Annotated in this window: 13 protein-coding genes and 1 tRNA gene; 3 read left to right on the top strand and 11 right to left on the bottom strand. The window is 73.6% G+C overall.

Going from position 1 to position 13,602, the window contains the following annotated elements; genetic code table 11:
* The gene (locus tag ACX9GQ_RS15800) at positions 1-357 is read right to left on the bottom strand and encodes a hypothetical protein (protein ID WP_459630520.1); all 357 of its coding nucleotides are present in this window, start codon (positions 355-357) and stop codon (positions 1-3) included.
* Between the two features lie 125 nt (positions 358-482).
* On the opposite strand from ACX9GQ_RS15800, the gene ACX9GQ_RS15795 reads away from it, so the two are divergent.
* Entirely contained in the window at positions 483-1,247 is a 765-nt protein-coding gene (locus tag ACX9GQ_RS15795; RefSeq protein WP_459630519.1) for an SDR family oxidoreductase, read from the top strand.
* A gap of 15 nt (positions 1,248-1,262) precedes the next feature.
* Here ACX9GQ_RS15795 and ACX9GQ_RS15790 read toward each other — a convergent pair whose 3' ends face one another.
* The 6 genes from ACX9GQ_RS15790 to ACX9GQ_RS15765 form a co-directional block, all read right to left on the bottom strand.
* On the bottom strand, positions 1,263-2,129 hold the full coding sequence (locus tag ACX9GQ_RS15790; protein WP_459630518.1) for a MurR/RpiR family transcriptional regulator: 867 nt from the start codon (positions 2,127-2,129) through the stop codon (positions 1,263-1,265).
* A gap of 159 nt (positions 2,130-2,288) precedes the next feature.
* Positions 2,289-2,561 carry a translation initiation factor IF-1 gene (infA, locus tag ACX9GQ_RS15785; RefSeq protein ID WP_459630517.1) on the bottom strand — a complete coding sequence of 91 codons (273 nt, stop codon included), beginning with the start codon at positions 2,559-2,561 and terminating at the stop codon, positions 2,289-2,291.
* Between the two features lie 150 nt (positions 2,562-2,711).
* Positions 2,712-4,385, bottom strand: a complete 1,674-nt coding sequence (locus tag ACX9GQ_RS15780; RefSeq protein WP_459630516.1) for a methyl-accepting chemotaxis protein — start codon at positions 4,383-4,385, stop codon at positions 2,712-2,714.
* 134 nt (positions 4,386-4,519) lie between these two features.
* Complete coding sequence (locus ACX9GQ_RS15775; RefSeq protein WP_459630515.1) at positions 4,520-6,223, bottom strand: DUF6600 domain-containing protein; 1,704 nt, start codon at positions 6,221-6,223, stop codon at positions 4,520-4,522.
* Between the two features lie 109 nt (positions 6,224-6,332).
* Positions 6,333-6,911 carry a hypothetical protein gene (locus tag ACX9GQ_RS15770; RefSeq protein ID WP_459630514.1) on the bottom strand — a complete coding sequence of 193 codons (579 nt, stop codon included), beginning with the start codon at positions 6,909-6,911 and terminating at the stop codon, positions 6,333-6,335.
* A 117-nt stretch (positions 6,912-7,028) separates the two neighbouring features.
* Positions 7,029-7,104: transfer RNA gene (locus ACX9GQ_RS15765), tRNA-Thr, on the bottom strand.
* A gap of 197 nt (positions 7,105-7,301) precedes the next feature.
* On the opposite strand from ACX9GQ_RS15765, the gene ACX9GQ_RS15760 reads away from it, so the two are divergent.
* Together ACX9GQ_RS15760 and ACX9GQ_RS15755 are read left to right on the top strand one after the other, a co-directional pair.
* Positions 7,302-7,937 (top strand): L,D-transpeptidase, encoded by a 636-nt coding sequence (locus ACX9GQ_RS15760; RefSeq protein ID WP_459630513.1) that lies wholly within the window; start codon positions 7,302-7,304, stop codon positions 7,935-7,937.
* A gap of 69 nt (positions 7,938-8,006) precedes the next feature.
* Positions 8,007-8,501: an OmpA family protein gene (locus ACX9GQ_RS15755; protein WP_459630512.1), complete on the top strand. Its 495-nt coding sequence runs from the start codon at positions 8,007-8,009 to the stop codon at positions 8,499-8,501.
* Positions 8,502-8,598: 97 nt separating this feature from the next.
* Here ACX9GQ_RS15755 and ACX9GQ_RS15750 read toward each other — a convergent pair whose 3' ends face one another.
* The 4 genes from ACX9GQ_RS15750 to hemC all read right to left on the bottom strand — a co-directional run bounded on the left by ACX9GQ_RS15750 (position 8,599) and on the right by hemC (position 13,443).
* The gene (locus tag ACX9GQ_RS15750; RefSeq protein ID WP_459630511.1) at positions 8,599-10,305 is read right to left on the bottom strand and encodes a heme biosynthesis HemY N-terminal domain-containing protein; all 1,707 of its coding nucleotides are present in this window, start codon (positions 10,303-10,305) and stop codon (positions 8,599-8,601) included.
* Positions 10,302-11,663, bottom strand: coding sequence for a COG4223 family protein (locus tag ACX9GQ_RS15745; protein ID WP_459630510.1), 1,362 nt, complete (start codon positions 11,661-11,663; stop codon positions 10,302-10,304). Before ACX9GQ_RS15745 ends, ACX9GQ_RS15750 begins: the two co-directional genes overlap by 4 nt.
* A gap of 149 nt (positions 11,664-11,812) precedes the next feature.
* A complete protein-coding gene (locus ACX9GQ_RS15740) occupies positions 11,813-12,514 on the bottom strand; it encodes a uroporphyrinogen-III synthase (RefSeq protein ID WP_459630509.1) in 702 nt (233 codons plus the stop codon).
* 2 nt (positions 12,515-12,516) lie between these two features.
* Positions 12,517-13,443, bottom strand: a complete 927-nt coding sequence (gene hemC, locus ACX9GQ_RS15735; RefSeq protein ID WP_459630508.1) for a hydroxymethylbilane synthase — start codon at positions 13,441-13,443, stop codon at positions 12,517-12,519.
* Positions 13,444-13,602: the final 159 nt, after the last annotated feature.

Below are 13,602 nucleotides of genomic sequence, written 5' to 3'. Positions count from 1 at the left end.
TCATTTCGGCGTCGGTGCGTCCGCCCCGCCGGGCGTGCCCGGCGGCGGGATGACCGGCGTGGTCCCCGGGTTGGGCACCGGCGCCGGCACCCGGATCTCCGGGTCCATGTTCGGCGGCGGCTTGATGACACCCTTGGAGTCCTTGAGCTTGTCGCTCAGCGTTCCGGTCGTGTCGTCCTCGCGCGTCAGCGGCGGGTCGACCTTCTCCGGCACGGTCTTCCTGGGGTCGGGCTCCTGCGGCAGCACCGGCGGGCGGGCCGGCGTCTGGGCCGTTGCGGCCGTGGCGGCGGCCGCGGCCGCGATGAGGGCGGCGAGGCCGAAGAGCGCGGCACGGGCGGGACGACGAAGGCTGGTCATGGCTCCTCCTGCCCCGATCAACCGGCAACGCATGGCCGGGTTCCCGCCGGAGGGTTGCCTCGCGCCACGCCTGTGGCCATTGTGTCGCCCGCATGCGCCGCCCGGAGAAGCGGCCGGAACGGGAGATGCACATGAGCCGCAGGATCGCGATCGTCACGGGGGCAGGGTCGGGCGTGGGACGCACCGTCTCGCTGGCGCTCGCGAAGGCCGGCTACAACGTCGCCCTCGCCGGCCGCCGCGTCGAGCCGCTGGAGCAGACGGCGTCGATGATCACGGCGGCGCACGGCGCCGGGACGGCGCTGGCCGTTCCCACCAATGTCGGCGACCCGGCCTCGGTGCGCGCCCTCTTCGACCGCACCGTCGAGACGTACGGACGCCTCGACGTGGTCTTCAACAACGCCGGAACCGGCGCCCCGGCGATCCCGATCGAGGAGCTGACCTTCCAGCAGTGGCAGACGGTCGTGGAGGCCAACCTCACCGGCACGTTCCTGTGCATCCAGAACGCGTTCCGCGTGATGAAGGCGCAGACGCCGCGCGGCGGGCGCATCATCAACAACGGCTCCGTGTCGTCCTACGTGCCGCGGCCGATGTCCTCGCCCTACACGGCGACGAAGCATGGCGTGCTGGGGCTCACCAAGACGGCGGCCCTCGACGGCCGCGCCTACGACATCGCCGTCGGCCAGATCGACATCGGCAACGCGGCCACCGACATGACGGAGCGCATGAAGAGCGGCGTCCCGCAGGCCAACGGCACGATGATGCCGGAGCCGACGATCGACGCCCAGCACATCGCCGACGCGGTCGTGTACATGGCCGGCCTGCCGCTCGACGCCAACGTGCTCAGCATGACCGTGATGGCGACGAAGATGCCCTATGTCGGGCGCGGCTGAGGCCCGGCCGACCGTCTAGCCGGTCTCCCGCCCGGCCCGCGCCGGGCGTGCCGCCGTGGCGGCGCGCTTCTCGCCCACGGCGACGGCGAGTGCCATGGCGAGGCTGAGGCACGCGGAGAGCGAGCGGAACGATCCGAAATCGCTCTCCACCACCTCGAACCACACCGCCGCATGCGGGCGCAGCGGCGAGAACACGCTGTCGGTGATGGCGATCACCGGCACCCCGGCCTCCGCCGCGGCCTTCGACAGGTCGATCGTGAAGGGGGTATAGGGCGTGAAGCTCACCGCCACCATCGCGTCGCCGGGCCCCGCGTCGGCGAGCTGCTCTGGACCCAGGCTGCCGACATTGTCGACCAGCAGCGAGCGCACCTTCAGCTTCGGCAGGGCATAGGCGAGATAGGCGGCGATGGGGAAGGCGCGGCGCTGCCCCAGCAGGTAGATCGTGTCGGCCCGCGCCAGGAGATCGACCGCGCGCTCGAGGTCTTCACCCGAGATGGTCTGGCGCATCCGCTCCAGCGAGGTCGCGGCGCTCTCGACGAAGCCGAACAGAAGGCGCAGCGGGTCGCGCCCGGCGTTCGACACGTCGTTGAGGGTCCGCAGCCGTTCCTCGTAGTCGGGCCAGCGCTCGCGCAGCCGGTGCCGGAACACGCCCTGAAGGTCGCTGAAGCCGGCATAGCCGAGCGCCTTCGCGAAGCGGACGAGGGTCGAGGGCTGCACGTCGGCCAGCGAGGCGATGGAGGCCGCGGTGCCGAAGGCCACCTCGTCGGGATGGGCCATCGCGAACTCGGCCACCTGCTGCAGGCGCCGCGGCAGCGCGCGCTCGCGTTCGGCCAGGAGAGCCTTCAGGCCCTCGAAGTCGCGTGGGGTCGACGGTTCGCTCATGCCCTGCCCGCGCTGGCGTCGCCGTCGGCCGGCGCCGACGTCGCAGGGCATCAAATCACGTCAGGAATGAATTTTCCACGGGATCGGCATCCCGGCCGAAGCATTCCACCGTCAAGGCACGGGCATCCCCTGGGCAACCCTGCGCGCGGCAGGCTCGTCTCAGCGACGACGGAAGTTCGGGCGCGCGGGGCCCGGGCCGGTGCTGGCCCGCTCGTCCTTGTGGCGGAACACGAGGCGCGCCTTGTCGAGGTCGTAGGGCGACATCTCCACCGTCACCCGGTCGCCCGCGAGGGTCTTGATGCGGTTCTTCTTCATCTTGCCGGACGTGTACGCGATCACCGTGTGACCGTTGTCGAGCTGCACGCGGTAGCGCGCGTCCGGCAGCAGCTCCGTGACGAGACCCTCGAAAGCGATGGTTTCTTCCTTGGCCATATAGCGTTCCTGCCTGGAGGCGCGGCGTCCCTGCGGGAAACCGCCGCCCCGCGACTGTGGGGATGCGCGTGCCTAACCCGCCTCGCGCCCGATCTCAAGGCGAATGAACGTGACAGGCCCTTCGGCGCGACCGATTTCCGTCCGGCGGGCTCACGAAGCCTGCGCGCGCGACCCCTGCGCCTCGGCGAGGCTGCGCCGGAACTGCTCGATGTCGCGCCGGATGCGCCGGCCTTCCTCGTTCACCTCCACCATGAGGTGCAGGACGGCGCCGGCCGCGGCGTTGGCGTGCTCGGCGGCCTGCGCGACGCTGCGCGAGGTCGACGAGACGGCGACGGTCTCGTGCGTGACGTCGCGCATCATGCTGGCGACCTGCTCCACCGAGCGGCTCTGCGTGTCGATGATCGCGCCGATCTGCTCGCCCGTGGTGCCCAGCGAGGCGATGCGGGCGCGGATGCCGTCCATCGCGTGCATGCACGAGGCGGCGGCATCCTGGATGGCCTGGATCTGGCGCGTGATGTCGGCGGTGGCGTCGCTGGTCTGCAGGGCGAGCGACTTGACCTCGGCGGCGACGACCGCGAAGCCGCGGCCGCTTTCGCCCGCACGCGCCGCCTCGATCGTGGCGTTGAGCGCCAGCAGGTTCGTCCGCCCGGCGATCGACGCGATGAGCCGCGTGATGGAGCCGATGTGGGCGACCGCGCTCGAGAGCTCGTGGATGGCCTGGCCCGTCCGGTCGGCCTCCCCCGTCGCGTCGATGGCGGTGAGGCTCGTCTCGGCGGACTTCGTCGCCATGTCGCGGGCGGCGCTCGACATGGCGTCGGCCGTCCGCGCCAGCGAGAGGACATGCTCGGCCGCCCGGCTGGATGCCTGCGAGGCCGTCTCGCTGCCGCCGCGGGCCTGCTCGACGGCTTTCGTCATCGCCGTGCAGCGCTCGGTGATGTCCTCGATCATCGCCGCGAGCCGCGTCACCGAGTCGTTCACCTTGCCGTTGAAGGTGTTCACCGTCTCCGCCAGCTCGGCCTCGCGTCGCAGGGACGCGGCCTGCTCGTCCCGCTGGACGAGCGCCAGCGAGGCCGCGAGGTTCTCGCGCTCCACGGCCTCCATGCGGGCCTGCGTGCGGATGACGCGCCGCATCTGCCGGATGAGCAAGACCATCAGCCCGAGCATCGAGAGGGCGAGCCCGCCCACCGCCGTGGCCAGCATCCGGTGCAGCTCGTGGATGGCCTCGCGCTCCTCCCAGCGACGCTGGATGTCGGCCTGGTGCACGCGGCCGAGCACGTTGGCGAGCTTCGGCACCATGCCGGCGAGGCTGTCGCGGAGAACGAGGAGGACGTCCCGCGTCCGGTCGCCGGTCGCGAGGGCGTCGAGCTGCGCGACGTCGCGCTCGGCGTCCTTCTGCAGGGAGGCGACGACGCCGTCGAGCTCGGCGTCATAGGGCATCGCCTGGCTGCGCCGCGCCTCGAGATAGACCGGGAAGCGGCTGATGAAGATGTCGGCCCTCAGCCGGACGCGGTCGAGGTCGTCCGCGGCGATCACATCCTTCGACAGCGCGTCGGTGAGCGCCCGCAGGGTCAGGTTGGCTTCGCTGTGGAGCTGGAAGGCCGACCACGGGCGGTTGCTGATGACGACGTCGGCTTCCCGGCTCTGCTCGTTCTCGAGCACGAGGAAGATCGCGACGATCGAGGCGAGCGTGACGGCGGCCACGATCCCCAGAACGACGCCGAGAACGGTGAGGGGGGAACTCGACCGGCGGAGGCGCACGTCTCCGGCATTCCGCCGCGCAGTCCCGCCGGCGGTGAACGGTGTCCCGACTCTGGGATCGCCCATCTGGCGGCGTCGCCCCCATGCTCACGCTTAAGTGAACCGTAGGTTGAATCATTTGACGAAACCTCAACGTGATAAGCCCGGCAGGACCAAAATCCCGCCGGGCTTCCATCGTTGCGGGGGGCGCAAAGCCACCCTTAGTCGCTGGCGTCGCCCGGCTTCGGCAGCTTGCGGCCTTCGCCCGGGCCCTTCCCGCCGGTCGCGGCGCCGGCGTCGCCCTTGCCCGGATTCGGGGCCTGAGGCATGGCCTTGGCGCCCGGGCGGGCCACGGACCCTGTCGTCTCGTCACCGGAGGAAGACCGCGCCGCCGCGGGCCGGTCGCTCGGCCCGGACACCCCCTGGCGGCGCCGCTGGTCGTCCTGCGCGCCCGACCGGGCCGACGGCGTCATCGCGTCGTCGTTGCGACGCGTGTCCTGCGCCGGTGCGCCCGGGTTCGGCTGGCGCTGCGCCGCGCCGGTGGGGTAGGGTTCGCCCCGCCGGCGGGGATCGGGCGCCGTCGCGGCGTTGCCCTCCTTGCCCGTCGCGTTGCGCATCCGCTTCTTCGCGTCGTCATCCGCCTTGTCGGCGGAACCCTGCGTCACGCCCTGCTGGCGGGTGGCGCCGGTGGTGGCGGCGTCGCCGTCCTTGCCGTCCATCGTGCGAGCGGCTCCCGAGGGGCCGGTCTCGCCGGGCCGCGTGCGGTCCGTCGAGCGCGCATCGGGCGTGCCGGGACGGGGCGCGTCCCTGCGCTGCTCGCTGCGCAGGCGCTGCTGGTCCTCGGACTGCCGTGTCGTGCCGGACCCTCGCGTCTCGGTCGTCGACCCGGTGATCCCGCTGGACGTGGCGTCATCGCCGGCCGGGCGGGTGGCGTCCTTCTGCTGGTCGCGCCGCAGCCGCTGCTGCGCGTCCGGCGTCTGCTGCGTCGAGCCGGTGGTGGTGCGGTCGGTGTCGGTCGCGCCGGACGGACGCGTCGCGTCCCGCTGCTGGTCCGGGGGACGCGCCCCTTCCGTGGTGGTCGACGTCGTCGTGCGCTGCTCGGTGCTGATGGCCTGCACCGCCTGCGGCACGGGCGCCGCCTCGACGCGGGGGAGGTTGCGGGACTCGATGGTCACGCGCGACTCGCGGCGGACGACGTCGGGATCGAGGCCGAAGTTCACCGCGTACGAGCCCCGCCGCTCCACCCGGCCCATCGGTCGCGTTTCGCGGTAGATCGTCGTGATCTGCTGCGGCTCCTCGACGATGACCGTGCTGATCCGTTCGGTCGTGATGCGCTCCGTCGGGACGAACACCCACTCCTCGCGCACCACCGTCTCGCGGCCGGAACGCCGGGCGACGCGCGGGGCCTGCCGCGGCGGCAGCGGACGCCACCCCACGTGCTGGCGGCTGTAGCGCCACTCGACCCACGCCGGCGCCCACTCGGTGTCGGCGATCCAGACCCAGCCCTCGTCGGGGTCGTCGTACCAGCGGCCGTAATGGTAGGTCACCTCGGCCCACGGCTCATGGGACTCGAAATACCAGCCGACCTGCTGGTTGAAGATCCAGCGGCCGCGCGTGTAGGGCTTCCAGTCGTCGTCGACGTCGTCGGGCTTCCAGGCGCGGCCGAGGCCCTTGATCTGCACGAACTCGCCGGTCCGGGCGACCTCGTCGTAGAGCATCTGCGTCGTCACGCGCTGCCCCTGGCCGAAGCGGCCGGCCTCATCGCCGTGCATCCGGCGCCGGCTGTCGGACGACCGCATGTCGTCCGGGCGCGAGCGGTCCTGGCGGTGCATGTCGCGGGACTGGGCAAACGCCGGCGGACCGGCCAGACCGGCCAGCAGCGCCAGCGCGGCGACGCCGGCCAGGCCATTGATCTTGTTCATCATGGCTCGAACTCCTCGTGGGGTGCCCCCGAGAGGTTCGATCAACGCCTTCTGCCGGCGAGCGTTCCGCCCCGACCGGCAGCGCGACGTCAGCGCGTCCGCGGGACGGTCGTCAGTTCCCCGGGCGGCACTCGCGGACCTTGCCGTCGAAGCCGCGGTAGGTCTGCGTCTCCGGGTTGTAGGTCCTGTACTGCGTGCAACCGGCGGCGCCGCGCTGGGGCCTCTCCGCGGCCGGTGCGGCCTGCGCCGGCGCCACGGGCACGGGCGTCGTTGCCGTCTGTGCCGTCTGCACGGCGGGGGCCGCAGGCGCCGGCGCCCGCGGCAGCACGGCCGGCGCGGGCTCGACCGACCGGGCCTCGACGATCGGCTCGGCCGCCGTGTAGCGGGTGGTCACCCGGGGCGCGGGCTCGGCGGCCGGCGCCAGCGCCACCGGTTCGGCCGGCACCACCGCCGGAGCAGTCGTGGCGCCCGTGGCGACGGGGGCCGCCGGGCGTGGCGGCGGCGCGGCCTGGCGCACGGCCAGGGCAGGGCCCACCTTCTCCGCGGGACGGGCCTCGACGGCGGTGGGGCGGGTCTCGAGCATCTGCGCCGTGCCGAAGAGCGCGGCGGTCACACCCGCGACGCCGGCGAGGAGCGCGGCGACGCCGGTGACGACGGTGAGCAGGGGACGGTGGGTCGCAGAACGAGCCAAGAGGGCCTCCCAGACGCAACATCAGCCGACAGGGTCGTCATCAACGGCATCCGGGGGATCCCGTTCGACCGTCACCCCGGCCGCTGGGCACGCGAAAGGCACGAATGGCCTGGAGAGTGGTGCCGCAAGAGGGATTCGAACCCCCGACCCCATCATTACGAATGACGTGCTCTACCAGCTGAGCTATTGCGGCGACGGGGGCACCTCATAGACGGATGGCCGCGGATTGGCAAGACGCCCGGGCCGACGCGCGTCCGGACCGTACCTTCCGCGCAACAGGCGTCGAATCAACGCGCCACAAGCGCCATCCCGGCCCTTGAGCCTCCTCAAAAGAGTCTGCAAGCTGAAGACGTCGGTCCGCAGCGGACCGCGCGACCAGGTGGGGGGACCATGGAGATCGACCGGAGGGCCTTCCTGGCCGGCGTGGCGGCGGCTGCCGCGGTGCCGGTCGCGGCGAGGGCGCAGTCCGAAGCGGACTATTTCGCCGGTACGGCCGAGGACAACGGCTTCGCGTACCGCAAGACCAACATGAACATGATCCCGAAGGAGTTCCGGCGGCAGCTTGTCAAGTACAAGCACAACGAGCCGCCGGGCACCATCGTGGTCGATACGGCGAACCACTTCCTCTACGTCACCTTCGAGAACAACACGGCGCTGCGCTACGGCGTCGGCGTGGGGAAGAAGGAAGGCTTCCAGTGGTTCGGCCGCGCCTACATCGCCCGCAAGGCGATCTGGCCGAACTGGGTCCCGCCGCCCGAGATGCTCGAGCGCCGGCCCGAGCTGCCGCGCTTCATGGCCGGCGGCCCGGACAACCCGCTCGGCCCGCGTGCGCTGTACCTCTATCGCGACGGCAAGGACCTCGGCTACCGCCTGCACGGCACGGTCGAGCCCTGGAGCATCGGCGACGACGTCTCGTCGGGCTGCATCCGCCTGCTGCCGGAGGACATCATCGACCTGTACCAGCGCAGCCCGGTGGGCACGAAGGTGCTGGTCCTGAAGCACCTCGGCGCGCCGGCGGACGCCTGATCCCGTCGATGCCAGGCGGGCGGGGCGCGGCGCCCCGTCCTTGATCTTCGTGAGCCAGGGGGACTCACCATGCGGCGTATCACATCCATCATCGTGGCCATGGCGGCCGGCCTCGTCGTGGCCGGCTGCGTCGTGGCCGAGAAGTCGGCCGACGTCACCAACGCGCCCGTGGGCGAGGGCGCCGACGTCACGCCGGGCAGCCCGGAGGACTTCATCGTCAACGTCGGGCGGCGCATCTACTTCACGGAGAACTCCGACGACCTCGACGACACGGCCCGCGCCACGCTCGACAAGCAGGCGGAGTTCGCCAAGAAGTGGACCCGCTACAAGCTCAAGGTGGAAGGCTTCGCCGACGAGAAGGGCACCGCCGAGTACAACATGAAGCTCGGCATGCGCCGCGCCGAGGCGGCGCGCGACTACCTCGCCGCCAAGGGCGTGCCCGCCAACCGGATGCGGGTGAAGAGCCTCGGCAACACGCGCAAGGTGAACGACTGCCCGGATTCCTCCTGCACCTCGCAGAACCGCCGCGTCATCACCGTTCTCGAAGGCGACATGAGCTCCTGATCCCGCCTTTCGAGGCGCCGGAACGCAGAAGGCCCCGCGACGGCGGGGCCTTTTTTCGTGGGATGACCCGGTGCGACCGGCGCGGTCGGACCCCGCGCTACTGCAGGTAGGTCCGGCCCCGCTGCGGGCGTTCGCCGAGTTCCGTGCCCGGATCGTCCGGCGGCGTGGTCAGCGGAAACACGACGGGGCTCGGTTGCCCTGGCCCGCCGCGGCGGGCAGAGCCGCCCCGGCCGTCGTCCGCCGGGCCTGGAGGGGGCATCACTTCCACCACGGGCGCCGTCGTCGCGGCGGGCGCCGGTTCGGCGCCCGGCTCGGCGGCCGACGCGGTCGTCACGGTCTCCCTGGCGGCAAGGGCGGCGGCAGGCGCGGACGCCGCGGCGCCGTTGGCCGCGGCCGGCTGCGGCGCAGGCTCGGGCGGGGCAGCCGCCTCGGGCTCGTCGACGTCGACGAGCACCGTGTCCGTCGGAGGCACGGGCAGGCGGGCCGCCGGCGGGCGGTACACGCGCTCGGGATGGGCCGCGGTGATCTGCTCCACCGGCGTGCCCCAGACGAAGGCGTCGAGGCGCCCCGTCACCGGGGAGATCGGCGCCCAGCGGTCGGCGATGACGCCGTCGGCGATCCAGGCCGGGTCGCGCGGCGCGCGGGAGGCCCGCGCCAGCCACTCGCGCACGGCGCCGCCGTGCTCGTGCTCGGCCTCCTCGAGGTCGGCCATCAGCAGGCACACGCGCACCGGCGGCCGGCCCTCCTCCAGCAGAGGTCCGACGACCTTGCGCGCCTTGTCGAACTGCCGAGCCGCCAGCGCCGCCTGCGCCACGGCGAGCCGCGCCTCGGGATCGCGCGGCGTCAGCGACAGCAGCTTCTCGGCCCGCGTGAGGCGGTCGCGCACGGAATCGCCGATGCGCACGGCGAGATAGGCGTCGGCGAGGTCCGGGTGCGGCGACTGGCTCCACGCCGTCTCGACGACGCGGGAGGCCTTGCGCAGGTCGCCCCTGCGCGCCAGCAGGCGCGACATCAGCGCCACCGCCGGCACCAGCGCGGGGGCGAGCTTCACCGCCTCCTGCACCTTCTGCAGCGCGGTGTCCGGCTCGCGCTCGGCGCGCGTCATCGCGTCGGCCGTGAGCAGCACGGCCCGCTGGCGGCGGTAGACCGGCTTGTCGAGGCCCTTCGCTCCGCGGTCCAGCGTGGCGAGGGCACCCGTCCAGTCCTCGTCGGCGCACTGGTACTCCAGCAGCGCCTCCCCGGCCCACGACACCGTCGGCGCCAGCCGCGAGGCCTCGGCGGCATAGGCGCGCGCCGCAGCGGCGTCGCCCTTGCGCCGCGCCTCGACGAAAAGGCCGCGCAGGCCGAGCACGCGGGTCTCGGGCTCCTCCAGCATGCGCTTGAAGGCGCCCTCGGCGGCGGGGCGGTCGCCCGCCATCTGCGCCGCCTGCGCCTGCAGCAGCAGGACGAGCGGTTCGTTGCCGAGCAGCTTGCCGGCGTCGTCGGCGTTGCGCTTGGCGCTGCGCGGGTCCCCGGCACCCACGGCGATCATGCCGCGGGACACCGCGGCGAACCCGCGGGCGCGCTTGCGGGCCCGGGACGCGAAGCCGATCGCGGACGGCAGGCGCAGGATCGCGCGGATGAGCGCCCACAGGATGATGATGAAGGCGGCCAGCGCCGCGACGAGGCCCACCGCGGCGAGCACGCTCGTCTCGATGCGGTAGCCCTCGAAGGTCATGACGACCTCGCCGGGGCGGTCGACCAGCCACGCGGCGCCGAAGGCGAGCCCGACCAGCAGGGCGATGAAGACGAGGACGCGGATCATCGCGTGGGCACTCCGGACGCGGCGGTTGCGGCGATCACCTGCTCGACGGCCGTGGCGACGAGCGCATCGGCCGCCTGGCCGGCGGCGAGCCGGGCCTTGAGCCGATCGAGGAAGGGCTGGACGGTCGCCCGGGACTCGGGCGGCAGTGCCTCGAGGTCCTTCGCGGCGGCGGCGAGGTCGCCGCGGCGCAGCGCGGCCTCGGCCCGGGCGCCGATGGCGGCGGGCTTCTCGCCCGTGGCCTCGCCGATGGGTCGCACCCGCACCACGCCCGACAGGAACGTCGAGACGCGGTCGACGACGCCCGCGTTCGCCGGCGCGGCAGGCCCGCTGGCAAGCGAGACGGCCAGCGGCGCGAAGGCGGTGGCGAGCGCGGGCGCCTGCGGGGCGCCGGACGCGGCGAACGGTTTCAGCTTCGCGACCGTGGCGGCATCGGCGCCGCCGGCCTCGAGCGCGGCGAGCTCGCGTCCGTAGGGTGCGCCGCGGCCCACCGCGTCGCGGATCAGCATGGCGACCGCCAGCGCGGCGCTCTCCTTGCCGGCGACGACCACCGGCGGGAGCGGCGCCGGAGGCGGCGCGCTGCCGTCCGCCGGAGCGGGCGCCCGCGACGCGAGCTGCGCCGTGGCCCTGTCGAGCCGCTCGATGCGCTGCGTCAGCGCGGTGATGTCGCCGGGCGCCACCTGCGGCCGGCCGGCGAGCGCCGTGAGGTCGGTCCGCAGCGACTGCAGCGCCGCCTCGGCCGCCTGCGCGCGCTTCTCCACGGCCTCCATCGCCTTGCGCGGGGCGCGGTCGCCGACGTTCGTCTCGATCGAGGTGAGCCGGTCGGGCAGGTCGGCGAAGGGGCCGACCAGCATCAGCACGGAGCCGATGAGCCCGGCCCCGATGATGCCGCCGACGATCCCCATGGCGATCGGCACGCCGACGGAAGGCCCGCGCTGCACGCGGCTGGACACCGGCGCGACCAGCGGCGCCTCCGGCTCGGCGGCCGGCGTCGGCTCGGGCGTCGCGGCGACGATGATGTCACGCTCGACCGGAGCGGGTTCCGCCGCAGGCTCGACCGCGGGCGCCGTGGCCTCGCTGGCCGCCGGCCCGGCCGCCGAAACGGACGGGACGGACGACATGGGCGACGCTTCCGCCGCCGGCAGAGCCTCGGTCGCGGCGCTGTCCTGGGTCGATGGCTCGCCGGCGGGGCCGTCCGTCACGGGCTCGGCCTTCAGCTCGATGACGGGCATCTCGCGCCGGCCACCCTTGCGCCGCGATCCGCGGTCCACCCCCGCGGCCTCCGCGGCAGGCTCCGTCGGCGCTCCCTCCGTTTCCGTCGCCGGAGCCTTGTCCGCCGTCCGGTCCTTGTCCGCTGCCATCGTCAGCCTCTCTGCCGGCCGGAGCCGTTGCGTTGCGTTCCTTATAGCCCGCCCTCGCGAGGGCGGCACCTCTCCTGTAGGCGCAGGCCGGCGCCGGACTCTCCGGCGCCGCGCCGCGTCCTTCCATGACGAATCGCAAGCCGCCGCGCTCAGCCGCCGGCAGCCGGGAGCAGCGCGAGCAGGGCGGCCTCGTCCGGGCGTTCCGCCACCAGCACCCTCGGCGCTCCGGCGGCCGCGAGCGGGGCCGCGACGTCGGGCGAGAGGCACAGATGGGGCAGCGAAACCATGGCCGCTTCGTGGCCGGCGCCCCGGGCCGCTGCGAGGAAGGCCTCCGCGCTGCGGCGCGAGTAGTGCAGCACGGCGGTCGGGCCCGGCCCACCGAGCAGCACGTCCATCGAGGGCTGCGCGGGAACCGCGTCGTAGCCTTCGACGGCGACGGGCTCCAGCCCCGATCCTGCCAGCGCCTGCTCAAGCACCGGCTTGCGCTCCACGCCCGCGAGATAGAGCAGCCGCCCGCGCTGGCCGGCGGCGAGAAGCGTCGCGGCCAGCGCCCGCGCATCGCCGCCGCCGTCTCGCACGTCACGGAAGCCCGCCGTGCGGGCGGCCCTGGCCGTGGCGGCGCCGACCGCGTGGAACGGCAGGCCAGCCAGCGGGCCGGGCGCGCCGTCCGGCAGGGCCAGGAGGGCATTGGCGCTCGTCGCGGCGATGGCGACGAACGGACCGGGCGGCAGCGGCGCCCCGGTGGGGGCGATCCGCAGCACGGGCAGGACGACGGGATCGTGGCCGAGCGCGGCCAGCCGCGCCGCCGTCCGGTCGGCGGCAGGGCGGGGCCTCGTGACCGCGACGCGCATGGTCAGTGGGCGAGGATGTCGGCCGGCGCGCGTGACAGGATGTCCCGGCCGGCGTCCCGGCCGAGCTCGGCCGCGGAGGCGACAGGCCCCGTGCGGCGGCTCTCGAAGGCTTCGGTCCCGTCGCTGCGCAGCACCAGCCCGCGGAAGGCGATGCCGTCCGCCGTCACGGTGGCATGGCCGGCGATGGGCGTCCGGCAAGAGCCGTCGAGCACGGTGAGGAAGGCCCGCTCGGCAGCCAGCGCGATCCCGACGGCCGCGTCGGTGATGCGGGCGATGGCGTTGAGCGTGGCCTCGTCGCCCGCCCGGCAGGTGATGGCGATGGCGCCCTGCCCGACCGCGGGCGGGAACGACTCGAGGTCGAGGACCGACGTGGCGCGACCGTCGAGGCCGAGCCGCTTCAGCCCCGCCAGCGCCAGCAGCGTGGCATCGAACTCGCCCTCGGCCACCTTGCGCAGGCGCGTCTCGACGTTGCCGCGCAGCAGCGTGGTTGTGACGTCGGGCCGCAGGCGGCGGATCAGGGCCTGCCGGCGCAGGCTGGCCGTGCCCACCACCGCGCCGGGGCGCAGCTCGGCGAGCGACGGCGCCGAGCCGCCGATGAACGCGTCGCGCACGTCCTCGCGCGGCAGGTAGCCGGCGATGGCGATCCCGTCCGGGAAGGCGGTCGGCATGTCCTTGGCGGAGTGCACGGCGAGGTCGACGTCCGAGGCGAGCAGCGCCGTGTCGATCTCCTTCGTGAACAGGCCCTTGCCGCCGGCCAGCGCCAGCGCCCGGTCCTGGATCATGTCTCCAGAGGTCTTGATGATGACCAGCGCGACGGCCTCGAGCGGCCAGCCGTGCGCCTCGGCGAGCCTCGCCTGCACTTCCCGGGCCTGCCAGAGCGCCAGCGGGCTGCCCCGCGTTCCAATTCGCAGGCGAACGTCCACGGCCACGCGTCTCTCTCCCTCGGTCGCCCTCCGGCGGGTGAAAGGTCCCCCGTCCGCCGGCCGGCGCATTGTCAACAGGATGCCCGGCCCCCGCCCGGCTCCGGGCACGTTTCCAACGCGCCCGGCGCGGACTATAGGTCGGGACACGGCCGGGCGAAAGCGCGG

Source organism: Alsobacter sp. R-9 (assembly GCF_054612375.1).
Note: the sequence above shows the minus strand (reverse complement) of the source record. Positions and strands in the feature narration are given on the sequence as shown.